We start from the raw sequence: 16744 nt of genomic DNA, 5'->3' as shown, positions 1-16744 counted from the left end.
TTTTTCAAAATGCTTTTCTCATTTCAAACTCCATAATTCAGGGTTGAGTACAAAAATCGTGTTTTCGCAATCAACTGCCGATACACACTAGATAAACTGTTTCGGGGGAACACCAGGGGAGTAGACACAAATGAACACGGGTAATTTATCGGTGTTTATCGGTGTGCATCTGTGTTCGTTTACCTAAAAATACAAGACTTACGCAAAACACCTCTTCAATTCTTATACTAAATCGGGATAGGAAATGTTGTTTAGATTTTTGTAGAGACGTGCCATGGCACGTCTCTACAGATTCAAAAAATACTAGCAATGGCAATTTGGTATTATTCCTCCGTTTACTCTAGTTTTGAAAATCGACCACAGATGAACACAGATGGACACAGATGGATTTTGGATGTTTTTCGGCACAACTAATTCATATCAAATGTAAATTTGTAGGAAATGCCAAAATCAAATTACTGTTTGTAATTAGGTAGACTCATTTGCTGATTCCATCTGTGCAACTACCCTTACACGGTAAGCGTATTCTTGTCACCGCACCCCGCAACTACGCTGTCCGATTATCCTCACAACTGCTCAATCAAGGTGCTTTACCTGTGCTAATGCCAACTATAGAAACTTGTGCCTTAGCAGATTTTACACAATTAGACACTGCACTAACACAAATAGATACATTTGATTGGATTGCTTTTACCAGTAGAAATGGCATTGATGGATTTTTTCAACGTTTAGAAGCTTTGGGAATAAGCGTTTCGGTGCTGAAAAATTGTCGAGTGTCTGCGATCGGCAAAGATGCGGAAAGATTGGCTAATTTTGGTGTCAAAGTAGATTTAATTCCCCAAGAATCGAGTCCCAAAGGAATAATTGCTGAACTGGCTAAAGTTCCAGATATCAACAAACAAACTGTACTAGTGCCAGTTCCAGAGGTAGTTGGGATTGCAGAACCGAATGTCATTCCTAATTTTGTAGCTGGTTTAAAAAAATTGGGTATGAGTGTTACCCGTGTACCAACCTATATGACACGGTGCTTAGACAAAAGTTTATATGAGGTGGAGTTAAATTTAGTTCGTCAAGGCAAGATAGATGTAATTGCCTTTAGTAGCACTGCTGAAATATCTGGCTTCTTCCAAATGATCACCTCAAAAGCAGATTATCAGCAGTGTGTAATTGCTTGTTTTGGCCCCTACACAGCAGCCAATGCCAAAAAATTAGGTATGAACGTCTCTATTGTTGCCGAAAACTACAGTTCATTTGCGGGTTTTGCAGAAGCGATCGCTAACTTCATGCTCTTTGTTTATTCTAAGTAATAACACTAGTGACAATGTTACTATTACAGGATAAAACGGAGAAACAATACTCACCTGTGTGTTACTGGAATTCATAACTTTTTCCCAGAAAACCACAAATATAAGAGCAATAATTTTTACAAATTTTCCAAACTAGAGTTAGTTCAGTAAATATTATTGTATCTTAAATAATCGGTATTCCGGCTTGAGCGTTTGCTTTGGCTGGGAAATTTGTGTTTAAAAACATACTTTTGCTGTCACATCTTTCTTTAAAAGAACCATGTTTTCACTCTCACATCTACCGAATGTCTTTTCTGGCTTATCCAAAACTGACTTGGGATACCAACTAGAAAAGGTAAGTGCGTTTAGGAGTTCTGGTGCTTCTGCTTTATTGCCGCCTCTGGAACAAAATTCTCATGATGTGGAAGCATTAACAGATACTACTGTTGTATTAAAAAGTACCTCATTGCTCAAATCTGAAAAATGGAGGTGTATACATACCTTCACAGGGAATTCTCAAGCCATTGCTTTTAGCCCAGATGGTAAACTCCTGGCAAGTGGTAGTTCATTTATTAAACTGTGGAATCTGGAAACAGGACGAATAATTTGCACCTTAAAGGGAAATACAGGTATCCTCAAATCTATTGCTTTCAGCCCCGATCGCAAAACCCTTGCCAGTTGTGGTCTAAGTCAGACTATTGAATTGTGGGATTTAGAAACAGGACAGATCATTCGCCAATTCACTGGCAAATCCTACGGTGTTAATTCTATTAGCTTTAGTCCAGACGGACAAATTCTTGCCAGTGGCGATCGCGGTAGATGCGTTCAACTATGGAATCTCAAAACAGGAAAAGCAGTTCGCACTTACTCTGGAAATATCCCAGTCATGGAACATGGAGATTGGGTTAATTCTGTAGCCATTAGCCAAGGGGAACTAGGAGGAACTATAGCCAGTGGTAGTCACGACAAAACTATCAAACTGTGGAGTCTCCAAACTAAAGAAGCAATTGCTACCCTCAAAGGACATTCATCACTGGTTTATGCGGTAGCCTTTAGCCCAGATGGACAAATTCTTGCTAGTGGTAGCGCCGACGAAACTATTAAACTGTGGAATCTCAAAACAAAAGAAGAAATTGGCACTCTCACTGGACATATGAATGAAGTTTATTCTCTAGCTTTTAGTTCAGACGGACAGATTCTTGCTAGTGGTAGCGCCGACGAAACTATTAAACTGTGGAATCTCAAAACAAAAGAGGAAATTGGCACTCTCACTGGACATATGAATGAAGTTTATTCTCTAGCCTTTAGTCCAGATGGACAAATTCTTGCTAGTGGTAGTGCTGACGGAACTATCAGGATTTGGTTGTTTGAATACTAGTTCACCAAATTGATTTTGATAGGTGAGCCAGATCCCCGACTTTTCAAAAAAGTCGGGGATCTGACGCCTCACAAAGAGTCAAAACTTATGTGGTCTAGTACTAATTAGGCAATTACAATCCATTATTGATTTTGATGTTCTTTGGCACTCGTTTGGTACTAATCTCTGAGATAGTGTGAAATAAATGATCTGAGTTTTTAAAGAAGAAATTTTAATGACCTCAGTAGATTTTCCCAAACACAAAAAAGCCAAAGCCCTCAAACCTGGTAGCCGTCGCCCTGCTAAGGAACTGTGCAGCGAATGTGGGCTGTGTGATACATACTATATTCATTATGTCAAGCAAGCCTGTGCTTTTATTAATCAGCAAATAGACGAACTTGAAGCACAGACACACACTCGTTCTCGCGATTTAGATAATGCTGATGAACTTTATTTTGGGGTTCATCAAAATATGATAGCGGCGCGAAAACAGCAGCCGATTCCTGGTGCGCAATGGACGGGAATTGTGAGTACGATCGCTATTGAAATGCTGAATCTGGGCATGGTCGAAGGCGTGGTTTGTGTGCAAAATACCAAAGAAGACCGCTTCGGGCCTATGCCTGTGATTGCCCGTACTCCAGAAGAAATACTAGCTGCGCGGGTAAATAAACCGACTCTTTCACCAAATCTCTCGGTTTTGGAACAAGTAGAAAAATCAGGGATGAAGCGACTGTTAGTGATTGGTGTTGGTTGTCAAATCCAAGCTTTGCGGGCAGTGGAAAAGAAATTGGGTCTGGAAAAGCTTTATGTATTAGGTACACCATGTGTAGATAATGTAACTCGTGCTGGACTGCAAAAATTCTTAGAAACTACAAGTAGATCGCCTGAAACAGTCGTACATTACGAGTTTATGCAAGACTTCCGGGTTCACTTTAAACACGAAGATGGATCAACGGAAACAGTGCCTTTCTTTGGTTTGAAAACAAATCAACTTAAGGATGTGTTTGCCCCTTCGTGTATGAGTTGTTTTGACTACGTAAATTCCCTAGCTGATTTGGTAGTTGGGTATATGGGCGCACCTTTCGGCTGGCAATGGATTGTAGTCAGAAATGAACGCGGTCGGGAAATGCTGGAATTGGTGAAAGACCAGCTAGAAACTCAACCAGTCATGTCCAAAGGCGATCGCATAGCAGCAGTGCAACAAAGTATACCAGCTTACGATAAAGGTGTTACCCTACCAATGTGGGCAGCAAAACTTATGGGTGTAGTAATTGAAAAAATCGGCCCCAAAGGTTTGGAATACGCCCGTTTCTCGATAGATTCCCACTTCACCCGCAATTATCTTTATGTAAAACGGAATCATCCTGAGAAATTAGAGGAACATGTTCCAGAGTATGCCAAGCGTATCGTAGGGCAGTATAAATTGCCGGAATAATGTTGTTGGTTGTTTGTTGGTTGGAACTGATATATTGCAGCCCACTCCATCGCCCAGAACTAAAGTTCCAGGCTTACAGCTGAAGTCCATTTAAATGGACTGAGGAAAATTTGCTCAGTCGCAATTTAGTCCTCTGAAGAGGACTTGCGCTATCAGCCAAGGATTTTAATCTTTGGCTGTGGTTGGAATTGATGCAAGATATTAGTTGAAACAAACAACAATCAACAACCAACCACCAACAACCATCACATAAAACATGTTTACTCATACCGACTCATGTAATGCCTTGATTGTGGGTGCTAGTCAAGGTATCGGTTTAGGATTTGTAAAAAAATTACTACAATTGCAGGGTATTAATAGAGTTTATGCTACCTATCGTCAACCAGAATCAGCTGTTGAGTTAATAGCGTTGTCAGATCAATATCCTGAGAAACTAACTTGTCTGAGGGTAGATATTACAGATGAGGCACAAATTTCTCAAGGTGTACAACTTCTGCGGGCGGAGATAGATAAACTACATTTGGTTGTTAACTGTGTTGGGGTTCTCCATGAAGGGACGCTGCAACCAGAAAAAAGCCTCAAACAGGTTAACTCTGAGAATTTAATGCGCTATTTTCAGGTTAATAGTATTGGTGCAGTGTTGCTTGCTAAACATCTGTTACCGTTATTTCGTCATAGCGATCGCAGTGTTTTTGCGAGTATTTCTGCCAAAATCGGAAGTATAGGTGATAACCAGCTTGGTGGATGGTATGGGTATCGCGCTTCTAAAGCTGCCCTAAATATGTTGATGCGAAACGTAGCAATAGAGTACGGTAGAACCAGTCCCAAAACCATAGTTGTAACATTGCATCCTGGTACAACTGATACTCGTCTTTCTAAACCTTTTCAAAAGAATGTACCTACAGAAAAACTCTTCTCAGTAGAACTTACCGTCAACCAATTGCTTGCTGTTATCGACCAGCTACAGATAGAGGATAGCGGCCAGTTCTTTTCGTGGGATGGTAGTCGTTTACCTTGGTAGATGTGAAGAGGTGGGGAGGTGGGGAAGGCGGGGGTCCCCTCTGGGGAACTCGGGGCCCCCACTCCCCCAAGGGAGTGGGGATTAGGGGCGAAGGGGCAGTGGGGAGATGGGGAGTGTGGGGGGTGTGGGGAGTAAAAGAATAACCAGTAACTACTAACCACTAACTACTAACCACTAACCACCAACAATCAACCACCAACAACCAACCAATTCAATAAATCTCTCTAGAGGTAATTTTTTTTGGCAACGATAACCTTTAAGATAATTTTAGATTTACAATCCAGCAAAAAAACAGCTTGTTTACTTTTATTTTGAGGTGTAAAGTTTTTACCTCTATGGATTACGTATAGCCTCTTCATTCCAGTACATAAAGTGCTTCATAGTTTATGTGGCACTTTGTGCTGTGAATATTAAATTTTTTCTAAACAAGCTTGTTGACATATTGGCTTTTTTGAATAATTAAAATATTGTCTTACTTAAAGATTAAAGATGCGCTGCCAGAGCAAAATTTATGAATAATCCAGTAAAAACATCAAATGATTTAGCAAAAGTTTTGGCAGAAAACAATAAAGAAGAAGAATTGATGCAAGAAGTTTTTCTGATTATTGAATATCTGACCAATAAAGAAGAAGCTACTGTCAAGCTCATCTTTGATCGTCTTTACGATGTAGGTTCAGTTCATCTAATTAACAAAAGGTTTCGCTCTCGACCTGTTAAGAGGGTATTAAAATTTATAGCTAGAATGTCCAAGCCAGCATTTAGAATTTTTGCTTGGCATTGGGTGAGAAAAAACTGCCCGCAATTGATTACTAATTGGTTACACCAACAGGTTACTTTTAGAAATCAAACTGTACAAAACACACAAGTAATTATTGAACAAAAACTCCCTCCAGCCGCTTATATTTCAGAACTGGATGAGCAAACCAGAGAAGTAAAATTTTTGCGTTCTCAGGTCAAATTGTTGACTCGTGCTTTGATTGGATTACTTACTGTATTTTTTGGTAGTTTACTGTGGCTGAGTCATTACCTCGCACCAGGGCGATCGCCAGGTCAAAATGTAGAACAATTACAGCCAGTTAGCATACAAGAGGCTAGCACAGCTACACAGAAGTAGCAAATAGCGGGAAGCTTCAGCGAGGATTTGAGATGAATCTCTTGGACATTCCTGTAATAGATCAACATGCCCATAACCTGCTACGACCAGAAGTAGCTACCCGTTATCCTTATGCTGCTGCGTTTACCGAAGGCTATGCTCCAGAAATAGTCAACTATCATGCTCGACATACTTTATTTTACCGACGCAGTTTACGAGACATAGCTAATTTTCTAGATTGTGAGGCACAGGAAGAAGCAATATTGGCACGTCGGCAAGAGTTGGGATTAGAAGAGTTAACAAAACTCTGTTTTAGGACTGCCAATTTAGAAGCAATTTTCTTAGACGATGGATTGCAACCAGATGCCATATTACCGATTGCATGGCATGAAAAATTTATTACTGTTAAAAGGATTTTACGACTAGAACTTTTGGCAGAACAACTAATACCGAAAACAGACGATTTTGAGGCATTTTTAGAAAACTTTATTCGGGAAATCGATCCACCACCTGCTGGTGTTGTTGCGTTTAAGAGTATTGCTTGTTATCGCACAGGTTTAGATATCAAACCAGTGGCTTTAGCAGCAGCAGCTTGCAGTTTTTACGATATTAAACAACAATTTGAAATCAACCTCTACGTCTTGCGGACAAACATCTAATTGATTTTCTACTGCATCAAGCACTTTTAATTGCCGACAAATATCAGTTACCAGTACAATTTCATACTGGCTATGGCGATCCTGATTTGGATTTGCGATTGGCAAATCCTCTTTACCTACGTGAGCTATTGGAGTCACCTCAGTATCGTCATGTTCCTATTGTCCTGCTTCATGCTTCTTATCCATACATGCAGGAAGCTGGATATTTGGCTTCTGTCTATCTCAAGTCTATTTAGATTTTGGTTTGGTAGTACCTTTTTTGAGTGTAGCGGGAATGCGTAAAGTGGTGAAGCAATTATTGGAGTTGACTCCTACTACTAAACTGATGTATTCCTCCGATGATCATTTAATTCCGGAATTGTATTATTTGGGGGCAAAGTGGGGGCGTCAAATTCTGGCAGAAGTGCTAGAAGCAGCAATTCGAGATGGCGATCTTAGCGTTAGTGAAGTGGATGAGATTGCTAATGCTGTTTTGCGGGAAAACGCTATTTCTCTTTATGGAAATAAAGCGAACACAGATGCACACAGATAAACACAGATGAGATATCGGTGTGCATCTGTGGTAGTCAATCAAGAAAAAATTAGGCGACGTACAGAACCGTCATCTACAAATTCTTGTTCTCCTTTACCTACAACCTCAACAATAACGTTGCGTGGGTGGGGAGTCCACTGTCCTTGCCTAGCTTGAATTTCTACCACTACCTGTGTATCTTCTAAATACACTCGATAGGTTGTAGTTGAGCAAGCGCCATCACGGTAGGCAAAGGAATGCCCGTCATCTTCATACAGTGTCCACTCGCCTCTACCTGGAGTAACTCGCAACCGCAGTTGATTGAGGGGTGACTCGCCTACATACTGCATGACTGGGCCAAGGGGAATTATTGATCCAGCACGGATGTACATGGGCATCTTTTCTATCGGTGCATCGGCAAGAATATAGGTTGCACCTTGGTAAGATTCTCCTGTCCACCAGTCGTACCAAGTTCCTGCTGGTAGGTAAACCATGCGTTTTTCTACCCCCGGTCGGTAGACGGGTGCTGCCATGAGGAATGAACCTAAAAGTACTTGGTCGTATAATTCGTAGGTTTTGGGATCGTCTGGATAATGATAAACCAGAGGTCGCAAAACTGGTGCGCCTGTGGTAGCTGCTTCCCAGAACAGAGTGTATATATAAGGTAGTAATCGGTAGCGCAGTTCGATGTATTGACGGCAGATTGCTTCTACTTGCGGCCCAAATTCCCAAGGTTCATGACGCTTAGTGTTAATCATCGAGTGGGCGCGCATAAAGGGATACAACATTCCTGCCTGCATCCAACGGGCAAATAATTCTGGCGTGGCATCACCCGCAAATCCCCCAATATCTGCCCCGACAAATGCTACACCAGATAAACCTAAATTACAGAGCATTGGCAGGGACATTTCTAGGTATTCCCAGAGAGAGTGATTATCTCCTGTCCATACCGCCGACCATTTCTGCACACCTGCGTAACCAGAACGGGTCAAGATAAAAGTACGCGATCGCTCTCGCAATTTTTCCACTGCTTGGCGACAAGCACGAGCCATCATGAAGCCGTAGAGGTTATGAGTTTCGGCGTAGGTTGTAGGCTCATCCTCAGGGCCACTGGGTGCATCCATCGGGAAAAATATTTTTTGTCCGCCCTCATCTCCAAAGGGGCGATCGTTCATGGCTGGCTCATTCATATCATTCCAAATCCCAGCCACACCAACATCAGTCAGATTACGGTGCAAGTCTCCCCACCACTGACGCACCTCCGGGCGCAGAAAGTCCGGGAAAACAGCCCGACCAGGCCAAACATAGCCATGAAAAACCTTACCGTCTGCCCTGCGGATAAAGTAATCTTTTTCTAAACCTTGATCGTAGACGGCGTAATCTGCTTGGGGTTCAAATTTTACTCCCGGATCGACGATAGTAACTACTTTGATACCATCCTCTGCTAAGTCACTGAGCAATTTTTGGGGATCTGGAAATCGCTGGGGATTCCACGTAAACACCCGGTAGCCAAACATATAATCAATATCTAAATGAATGACATCGCAGGGAATACGGCGCTGACGCAATTGCTGTACTAATTGCCGGACTTCTGATTCTGAGTCGTAACTCCAACGGCATTGATGATAACCCAAAGCCCACTGTGGCGGTAGTGACATTCGCCCTGTTAATTGGGTGTAAGTCTGAACTATCTCTGCGGGTTCGGGACTGTAAATAATGTAGTAGTCCAGTTCTCCACCAAGGGTTTCTAATCGCAAAATATCTGGCTGGTCAACCCCAACATCAAAGCGGCTCCAAAAGGTAGTGTTAAAAAACAAACCATAGCCTACCCCCTGACGCAGCGCCATAAAAAACGGAATGGCTTGATACATTGCGTCCGTCAGCATAGTGTAATCTAAGCTATCCGTTGTCCAATTAGTAAAACGCTTACCTTTTTGATTCAGTAAGCCTGCCCGTTCCCCAAAGCCATAATAATTTTCTTCTGTCTCGATTTGCTTCCAGCAAGCAACTTGAGATTTATCTGTTCCCAGTTGTCGCCAACCTATCCCCAAACCTGTATCTTGGGCAAAAGGACGACCTGCTTTGTCAAAAAACTGGACTCGACAAGGATGACGCTGAACGCATACCCGAATTTTTTCGGTTTCTATTATTACCTCGGTTGCTGTTTCTTGGATATCAAAAGCTACAACAGACCACTCCTCATTTTTCGGTGTTACAGCCCATGAACGTCTGGGTCTAAATTCTCCTGTAGGTGAAAAGCGTACTCGTACAAGATTGGGAGCAACGATGTAGAGAGACAGACGAGCGACACCACAGTGAAAATCTATACCCCGATCTTGGCATTGGATCTGCTCAACAGATGCGATCGCATTCCACACTGGTTCACGGATGGGTAATTCTCCGGCAAATTCTGGCATATTTAATCAATTTGGCTCTAGATGCAGGCAAGTGTAAGAGACTATTTATAAAGTAAATCTTAAGTAGGGTGCGTTATGGCTTCAGCCTAACGCACCGCTAGATAAGATGGTGCGTTAGGCGCTTTTATCATATTTTTCATGAGAATCTATAGCCAAAGTCTGCGCCTAACACACCCTACAAGAATTTTATTTTTACTTTATAAATGACCTCTAATTATTGGCGTTAGCCACAATTTAATTACCTTAAATAAAAGTAGGTAAATTTTGCATCAACCACGGGAAGTATAAAAAAACTTCCCTTATCCCTTACCTATTTCTTCCTAATCCCCATCTTCTAGAACATCCTCAAGCAAAGGCGCAAGTTCTTGATTTAACCGACCCGATCGCACAAATTCAGCGTAGGTGTCTGCTTCTACCGAAAGTAATTCCGTTCGCAACTGTTCGGCTGTGAAGTCCCGCAGATTAGGATATTCATTATGTAATTTATCAATTTGTTCTTCTAAACGCTGAAGTTCGCCTTTAATTAAAGTCTCTTGATAGCGGTAAAATTCCGGTTCGAGTCCTGGACGTTCTTCTACTTGTCCCAAGTATTCTAATACACGTTTGAGCGCAGTTTGACGAGCAATAAATTCTAAATATTGCTGTCGCAATGGCTGATCACCCAGAAGTTGGAGTTTTTCTAACAAAGGCTTGGTAGTTAATCCCTGTACTAACAAAGTAAATAAAACAACTCCGAATACGGTGTTGATTAGGTCTTCTCGTTCACTCAGGATACTCGGTACACTCAACGCCAGGGCAATAGAAACAGATCCTCGTAGACCTCCCCACCAGAGTATAGTTTGTTCTGGTAAGGAAATATCGGAATTAGCAAGGCGATTACTGAGAAACCCTAAACCGTAGACTGCGATCGCTCGTGCTAAAACCATTCCCGCAATAGTCACAGCTATGATTGTCAGATTTTCTGCCAAGTCAACGAATCTAACTTGATCACCAATCAACAGAAACACTATTGAATTTACAAAAAAAGCTAAAAATTCCCAAAATTCACTGACTATTACCCGTGTTCGTGGGTTCATGCCAATTCGAGAACCAAAATTACCCAAAATCAAGCCAACAGTCACAACTGCTATTACACCCGATCCACCCAATTCTTCGGCAATGATATAAGTTCCGTAAGCAGAAACAAGAGTCAAAGATTGTTCCACCAATGGTAAATCAAATCTTTGAGTGAGATAGGAAATACCAAACCCTATCAAACCACCTACAGCTAAACCAATGCCAACAACCGTAAATAGTTGCACTACCACAGGCTGAATTCCCAGTTGTGCTTTTCCCAAAGGCAATGCAACTAAAAAACTGAAGGCAACAACTGCCATACCATCATTAAATAAACTCTCACCCTCCATCAATGTTGTCAGGCGTTTATCTACCCCGAGTTCTCTAAACAAAGCTGTAACGGAAACAGGATCAGTAGCCGATAAACTTGCTCCCACTAACAGTGCTGTTGTTAGGGGTATTCCTGCCACAAGATTCAAACCCAACGCCACACCTGCAATGGAAATCAATACTCCTACCACTGCATACAGACAGATAGGAATAAAATCTTGCTTTAAGTTAGACCACTTTAAATTCCAGGCGGCTTCAAATAATAAAGGTGGCAGAAAAATCGCCAAAATTAATTCTGGAGAAAGATTGACTAATCGTACATCTACTAAAGCTAACCCCAACCCAGCTATCACTAAAAGTAATGTGTAGGGAATATGGCGAAACCAGCTAAAAACTTGCGGTAAAGTCGCCACACTTAGGGAAACCGAGAGTACCAGGAGAAATTGCTTTAAATTTTGTTCGATTGCGACTTCGCCGACAGCAGATTCCAGTGCCATGTCAGTATTTCTATTTAGGTTAAGATTTTTCCTTACTTTACCGAAGAAAGGCAGAGGGCAGAGGGTAAAAGGATTGTTGTATCATCTCATGCACTGAAAAAATTTTGCTTTCTTACCACATAGGTGAATATTTTGGCAATAAAGATGTTAAAGTTACAGCCTATAAACGTCTATCTCGTCTAAAGATATCTGTTTTATATGAACAAGTTTAGATTATGGAAATGGTTGCCCCACCCTAATGCATGGCTGAATGCCCTAATTCTATCTGTGGTAATGACTGGGTTTGTAACCATGATCCGGCGCGATAATGACTTGTGGCTAAACTTAGCAAAATGGTCAGACAAACCTGAGTCAGCTACACTCTTGGCAATATTTGTACTTATATTACCCATACCAGCGATCGCTTTTCTGCATCACTTTTTTTTCAGTCGCTTTATTCCTGCTATTCCAGGAGAAAAAATTAATGTAATTCAAGGGTTTTTCCCGGGATTGATCAGTTGGAGAGAAAGTTTATATGGCTGGTTGGTACTTGTTTTATCTACACTGACAGCGATTTTAATTTGTACCCCTCTTTTACCTTTATTCCAGCTGAACTATAGTCAGGTGATAGCTGAATCTGGCCAACATTACAGTAAGCTCAAAGCTATGTTTGCTGTGATCTGGCTGATTAGTGCTGCTGCTTTTTACCAAATTGAGTATTTATTTAAGTGTCGTTTGGTTTTTGGTAATAATGTTAATTTTCAAGCTGAAAGTCCAAATGTCTCGGTAGCAGATACACTTCCAACTAATAACCCACAACCGGAGGTTGATGTCACTGAAATACCAAAAACGGAAGAAGTAACTAAAAAGAAATCAGGGTTCTTTAGCTTTAATAAATCTCGCAAAACATCCAGGCAAATATTTACATTTGTTTTTATTCCCTTGGTCGCTCTATGGCTATATTCATTTGCTAAATTGCCAGAAGTTAGGCAAAGTATCTCAGCAAATGTCCCTGCTCAAAATTCATCAACACTCACTGCTAATGAAGTCAAACCAAAGGATAATTATCTCCAGGCAATTAATCAAGCTAGACGTACAGCAAAACTGGCAAAGCTAGCACAATCTGAAGATGAGTGGAAGATAGTTGTCGAAAATTGGGACGAAGCGATCGCTCTTTTAAAAACTGTACCATACACTAGCTCTAATTATGGCATGGCTCAGCAAAAAATTATACAATACCAAATTCATCGGGACTTTGCTCAGCAATATGCTACGGGTAGTAATTAAAGCATTTATAAAGTTTGTAGAAACTATATTAAATTTAGATTTAGGGGTGGCTAAAAAGTAAAGTCAACGATGCTGCTCATAACATCTTTGTATCTAAAATTTTAGTAAAAACACTGAAGAAATAATTTTAGATATAAGGTTATATTTTATGCAGCAGGTATGTTTTTAGCTCTTCACTGCAATCATTTATGACACAAGTAAAAATTTTTGAACTTGCAAGACAAGGCGATGTTCAAGCTATAACATCTTTGATGAACAGCCAATTACAGCTAAAAAATGTCATAGTGAAAGTTAGTATTAAAAATGGTTATTTACGGGTGAGATTAGAATCTAACCAAATACCAGATAAACAAAATTTGGTGAAATACGTACGTCAAGAAATAATTGGCTTAAGGTCTGAATCTATTAAAAAAGTTAAAGTTGACGGATTTCAACAAGGAAAAAGTTTTCCTTGTTGGAGTCAAGTATTAAATTTAGAATTGCAACCAAAATATACTTCCCTATCTTCGGGAAAGCAACCGACAAGTAATGTTTTAGTAAAAGCAAAACAACTTAATAACATAAACGTTAATAAATCTATTTTTAAAAAAACTTTATCTTTTTCTCAAAAAGCACTTAGCCCAAAATTTATAGTTATACCTTTAGTCTTTGTCAGTATTTATCTGATTGGAGAAAACTATCTATTTAAAAAACAAGGATGTATTGTCCAAAGTAATTTGCAAGGTAAAAATACAAATCATTGTAAATAAGAAGATTGATTGAGTTACGCTTGTTATATCTTCAAAATCAGCTTCTTACCATATTTTTTGGACACATTTATATTTTGAGAATGACAGAAATACAGGAATCATACCAAATGAAGACAAAAGCCCAAAACAAGGGCTTTTTTAATTTTTAATCTTATGTATTCTCTTTTACTCCAATAACACAATATTTCTATAGGTAGATGAATTTAATATATTAAAGTTTAGTTTGTAATTATACCAATTATTTAGAGGAAAAGAAGGTTAATTGTAAAATTTAGTCTACCCATCAAAATTAATGGAACAAACTACTACTGGTCTATCGCAAAAGTTATGAGAAGTTGTGAGGGGTCAGATCCCCGACTTCTTCAAGAAGTCGGGGATCTTGTAGCCCAGCAAAATTAATGCGATGAACCACTACTAGCGCGGCAAGCTTAATTTATTGACTTGAGTCATCACAGAATAGTTTACTTTTAGATTTTATAGGTTTTTTGCACCCAACGTTTTAAGGCTGAGGCGCCACTACATGTGTATTAATCGTAAAAAATAATTATGAATATTTACAATCAAAAATTGCTTAATCATCACTCAAATTATTTAGCACCACAAATTTTAGAAACCCCGCTACCAAATAATCAGCAGCAAGATCCACTGATTGCTAAAGGTTTACAAAAAGAACAGTATATTGGTATTTTCAGCCTTGCGATCGCTATTATTGCAGCTGTCGGAATAATCAGTCGCCGAGTCGAATATGCTATTTTGTTCGCTATTTTCCTCAGCCTTATTCTCATTGCTTTATTTTTAGTGATATAGCATTTGCAAAATTTCTCTAGCGGCGCGATCGCACACCCCCAATTCTCCCACAGACCGTTGCATTTGTTGATAATCTGCTTGGATTTGCTGTTTACGTTCCTGGTTGAGCAAAAATTCCATTGCTGCTTGAATAATATTCTCTGGCGACGCTTGTTCTTGGATAAATTCTGGCACTATTCCGTTCATTACCATCAAGTTAACTGGCGAGGCAAAGGGAAAAGTTATTTTGAGGATATTACGAGCAACCCAATAAGTAAACGGGCTGAGGCGATAAACAACCACCTGTGGCACTTTTAACAAGGCAAGTTCTAAATTTACAGTCCCGCATTTAGTAATTGCTAAATCAGCAGCAGCGAGTACTTGTTGTTGTTGACCAGAAACTACAGTGGCTTGTAAACCATACCGTTGTATTTCTTTTTCTATTCTTTTCCGGTATATTTCTAGAGATAAGGGAATCCAGAAATGTACTTGCGGCAGTTTAGCTTGCATTATTTGTGCCGCTTGGAACATTACAGGTAAAAGATACTTGAGTTCTTGATGACGGGAGGCAGGTAAAAGTGCCACAGCAGTCGCATCATCGGCAATTCCCAACTGCCTGCGTGCTGCTTCTCGGCTGGGAAATTGTTCTATTCTGTCTACAAGTGGATGACCGACCCAAGTAACTTTTGCACCCTTGTCTTGAAAGTAACGTGCTTCTTCAGGGAAAATAGCTAATAATTTATCACTAACATGAATAATCCGCTCTGTATTACCAAGAGTAATTGAAGAAACCCAAACTTGGGGAGCAATATAATATACAATCGGGACTTGCGGCATTTGGCGGCGAAGATAATTGCCGATACCGAGATTTGGCCCCATGTAGTCAATCAACACTACCAAATCAGGCGGGTTTTGCTTGAGATAGGCGATCGCCCGGCGCTGGACTTGCAGAGTTGGCAGTACAAAAGGTAGAGATTCCAACAGACCAAAAGAACCAATTTCGCTGGTATTACCCAGCAAAATTGCTCCTGCTGCCGCCATTTTGTCACCACCAAGCGCCACAATTTCTAATTCCAACCCAGCAGCAATCGCTTGCTTTCGTAGTGCAGCCACCAATAGCGACCCCTGCAAATCGCCAGACACTTCACCAGTACTAATAAATATTCGCATTTTGAAATTGGGTATCGGGGATTGGGAATTGAGGAACTTGGGGCCCCCACGACTGTAAGGAGTGGGGATTAGGGGCAACGGGGAAAGGGGAACGGGTAATGAGCATGGGAAAGAAACTTGTGAAATAATTCTCCCTTGTCTCCCTTGTCTTCCGTGTCTCCCTTGTCCCCTCTCCCCAGTCCCCGATCCCTTATTTTCAAGACTCATCATCTCTACTGTTTGCTTTTACTTTTCCAGGAATTAAACCGCGTCTTCCTGGCATTTGCGAAAGTAGGAGAAAACGACGCAAGTGCTGTAAATGTTCTGTATCTCCCAAAAGTTCTAGTTCTTCTAAAGCATCTTTAAAGAGTAAATCTGAACGGTAGAGAATACGGAAGGCTTTTTTCAATATTTGTAAGTCAGTAGCAGACAAACCAGCGCGTTTGAGTCCTACGAGGTTGAGCGATCGCACTCGTGTAGGATTTCCCTCCACCAACATATATGGTGGAACATCCCGGTCAATACGGCTCATTCCTCCTACCATCGCGTGCTTACCAATATGCACAAATTGATGGATACCTAGAACTCCACTGATTGTTGCTCGTGACTCAATATGAACATGACCTGCGATCGCTACCGCATTGGAAATAGTCACAGAGTCTTCTATTACACAGTTATGTGCCACATGGACGTAAGCCATTAGCAGATTGCCGTTACCAATCATCGTGGCTTCACCTAAACCAGTAGCACGGTTAATTGTCACGTATTCGCGAATGCGATTGTCGTTACCAATTTTGACCCAGCTAGTTTCACCAGCGTATTTTCGGTCTTGGGGTTCCATACCAATGGCAGCCCCCGGAAAAATTTGATTTCGCGCTCCGATTTCCACAGGCCCATCCAGCACTACATGAGCGCCAATTGTAGTGTCAGGGCCTACTTTCACATGCCCACCAATCACAGCATAGGCACCGACTTCCACTGTCGGGTGCAGCTCCGCGTTAGGATGAATTACAGCAGTTGGATGAATAAGCGTTTTCAAGGGTGCATCTCCAGAACAGTAAGCGTGCTAAGTTTTTTGCCAGACGCGCCACGGAGCGTCTGAGTTCAGTAGCCGAAAGCATCAAATTGGTAC

At 40.9% G+C, this 16744-nt stretch carries 15 protein-coding genes; 11 read left to right on the top strand and 4 right to left on the bottom strand.

Going from position 1 to position 16744, the window contains the following annotated elements:
• Positions 1–485: 485 nt before the first annotated feature.
• The 8 genes from UYI_RS0112525 to UYI_RS38930 all read left to right on the top strand — a co-directional run bounded on the left by UYI_RS0112525 (position 486) and on the right by UYI_RS38930 (position 7383).
• A complete protein-coding gene (locus UYI_RS0112525; protein ID WP_035138509.1) occupies positions 486–1307 on the top strand; it encodes a uroporphyrinogen-III synthase in 822 nt (273 codons plus the stop codon).
• Positions 1308–1566: 259 nt separating this feature from the next.
• The gene (locus tag UYI_RS0112520; RefSeq protein WP_016867008.1) at positions 1567–2664 is read left to right on the top strand and encodes a WD40 repeat domain-containing protein; all 1098 of its coding nucleotides are present in this window, start codon (positions 1567–1569) and stop codon (positions 2662–2664) included.
• 214 nt (positions 2665–2878) lie between these two features.
• A complete protein-coding gene (locus UYI_RS0112515; RefSeq protein WP_016867007.1) occupies positions 2879–4078 on the top strand; it encodes a Coenzyme F420 hydrogenase/dehydrogenase, beta subunit C-terminal domain in 1200 nt (399 codons plus the stop codon).
• A 256-nt stretch (positions 4079–4334) separates the two neighbouring features.
• Positions 4335–5099, top strand: coding sequence for an SDR family NAD(P)-dependent oxidoreductase (locus UYI_RS0112510; RefSeq protein WP_016867006.1), 765 nt, complete (start codon positions 4335–4337; stop codon positions 5097–5099).
• 511 nt (positions 5100–5610) lie between these two features.
• Positions 5611–6213, top strand: coding sequence for a hypothetical protein (locus UYI_RS0112500; protein ID WP_016867004.1), 603 nt, complete (start codon positions 5611–5613; stop codon positions 6211–6213).
• 32 nt (positions 6214–6245) lie between these two features.
• Positions 6246–6851, top strand: coding sequence for a hypothetical protein (locus tag UYI_RS38940; protein WP_235147945.1), 606 nt, complete (start codon positions 6246–6248; stop codon positions 6849–6851).
• A gap of 98 nt (positions 6852–6949) precedes the next feature.
• Positions 6950–7087: a hypothetical protein gene (locus UYI_RS38935; RefSeq protein ID WP_235147944.1), complete on the top strand. Its 138-nt coding sequence runs from the start codon at positions 6950–6952 to the stop codon at positions 7085–7087.
• Positions 7088–7125: 38 nt separating this feature from the next.
• Positions 7126–7383 (top strand): hypothetical protein, encoded by a 258-nt coding sequence (locus tag UYI_RS38930; protein WP_235147943.1) that lies wholly within the window; start codon positions 7126–7128, stop codon positions 7381–7383.
• Positions 7384–7421: 38 nt separating this feature from the next.
• Here the strand turns inward: UYI_RS38930 and UYI_RS0112490 are convergent, their stop codons facing one another.
• Both UYI_RS0112490 and UYI_RS0112485 read right to left on the bottom strand, forming a co-directional pair.
• Positions 7422–9779, bottom strand: coding sequence for a glycoside hydrolase family 31 protein (locus tag UYI_RS0112490; RefSeq protein WP_016867003.1), 2358 nt, complete (start codon positions 9777–9779; stop codon positions 7422–7424).
• Positions 9780–10099: 320 nt separating this feature from the next.
• The gene (locus UYI_RS0112485; protein WP_016867002.1) at positions 10100–11662 is read right to left on the bottom strand and encodes a Na+/H+ antiporter; all 1563 of its coding nucleotides are present in this window, start codon (positions 11660–11662) and stop codon (positions 10100–10102) included.
• Positions 11663–11860: 198 nt separating this feature from the next.
• Here UYI_RS0112485 and UYI_RS0112480 point away from each other — a divergent pair, with 198 nt between their 5' ends.
• The 3 genes from UYI_RS0112480 to UYI_RS0112470 all read left to right on the top strand — a co-directional run bounded on the left by UYI_RS0112480 (position 11861) and on the right by UYI_RS0112470 (position 14484).
• The gene (locus tag UYI_RS0112480) at positions 11861–12928 is read left to right on the top strand and encodes a hypothetical protein (RefSeq protein WP_026085917.1); all 1068 of its coding nucleotides are present in this window, start codon (positions 11861–11863) and stop codon (positions 12926–12928) included.
• Positions 12929–13116: 188 nt separating this feature from the next.
• The gene (locus tag UYI_RS0112475; RefSeq protein WP_016867000.1) at positions 13117–13677 is read left to right on the top strand and encodes a hypothetical protein; all 561 of its coding nucleotides are present in this window, start codon (positions 13117–13119) and stop codon (positions 13675–13677) included.
• A gap of 546 nt (positions 13678–14223) precedes the next feature.
• Positions 14224–14484: a hypothetical protein gene (locus UYI_RS0112470; RefSeq protein WP_016866999.1), complete on the top strand. Its 261-nt coding sequence runs from the start codon at positions 14224–14226 to the stop codon at positions 14482–14484.
• Here the strand turns inward: UYI_RS0112470 and lpxB are convergent.
• Together lpxB and lpxA are read right to left on the bottom strand one after the other, a co-directional pair.
• On the bottom strand, positions 14473–15633 hold the full coding sequence (gene lpxB / locus UYI_RS0112465; RefSeq protein ID WP_016866998.1) for a lipid-A-disaccharide synthase: 1161 nt from the start codon (positions 15631–15633) through the stop codon (positions 14473–14475). The two genes, UYI_RS0112470 and lpxB, sit on opposite strands and share 12 nt — an antisense overlap.
• Positions 15634–15829: 196 nt before the next feature.
• A complete protein-coding gene (gene lpxA, locus UYI_RS0112460; protein ID WP_016866997.1) occupies positions 15830–16651 on the bottom strand; it encodes an acyl-ACP--UDP-N-acetylglucosamine O-acyltransferase in 822 nt (273 codons plus the stop codon).
• Positions 16652–16744 lie beyond the last annotated feature (93 nt).

It is taken from the genome of Fischerella muscicola PCC 7414, assembly GCF_000317205.1.
GTDB lineage: Bacteria > Cyanobacteriota > Cyanobacteriia > Cyanobacteriales > Nostocaceae > Fischerella > Fischerella muscicola.
This window is presented reverse-complemented; position numbering and strand designations above follow the sequence as displayed.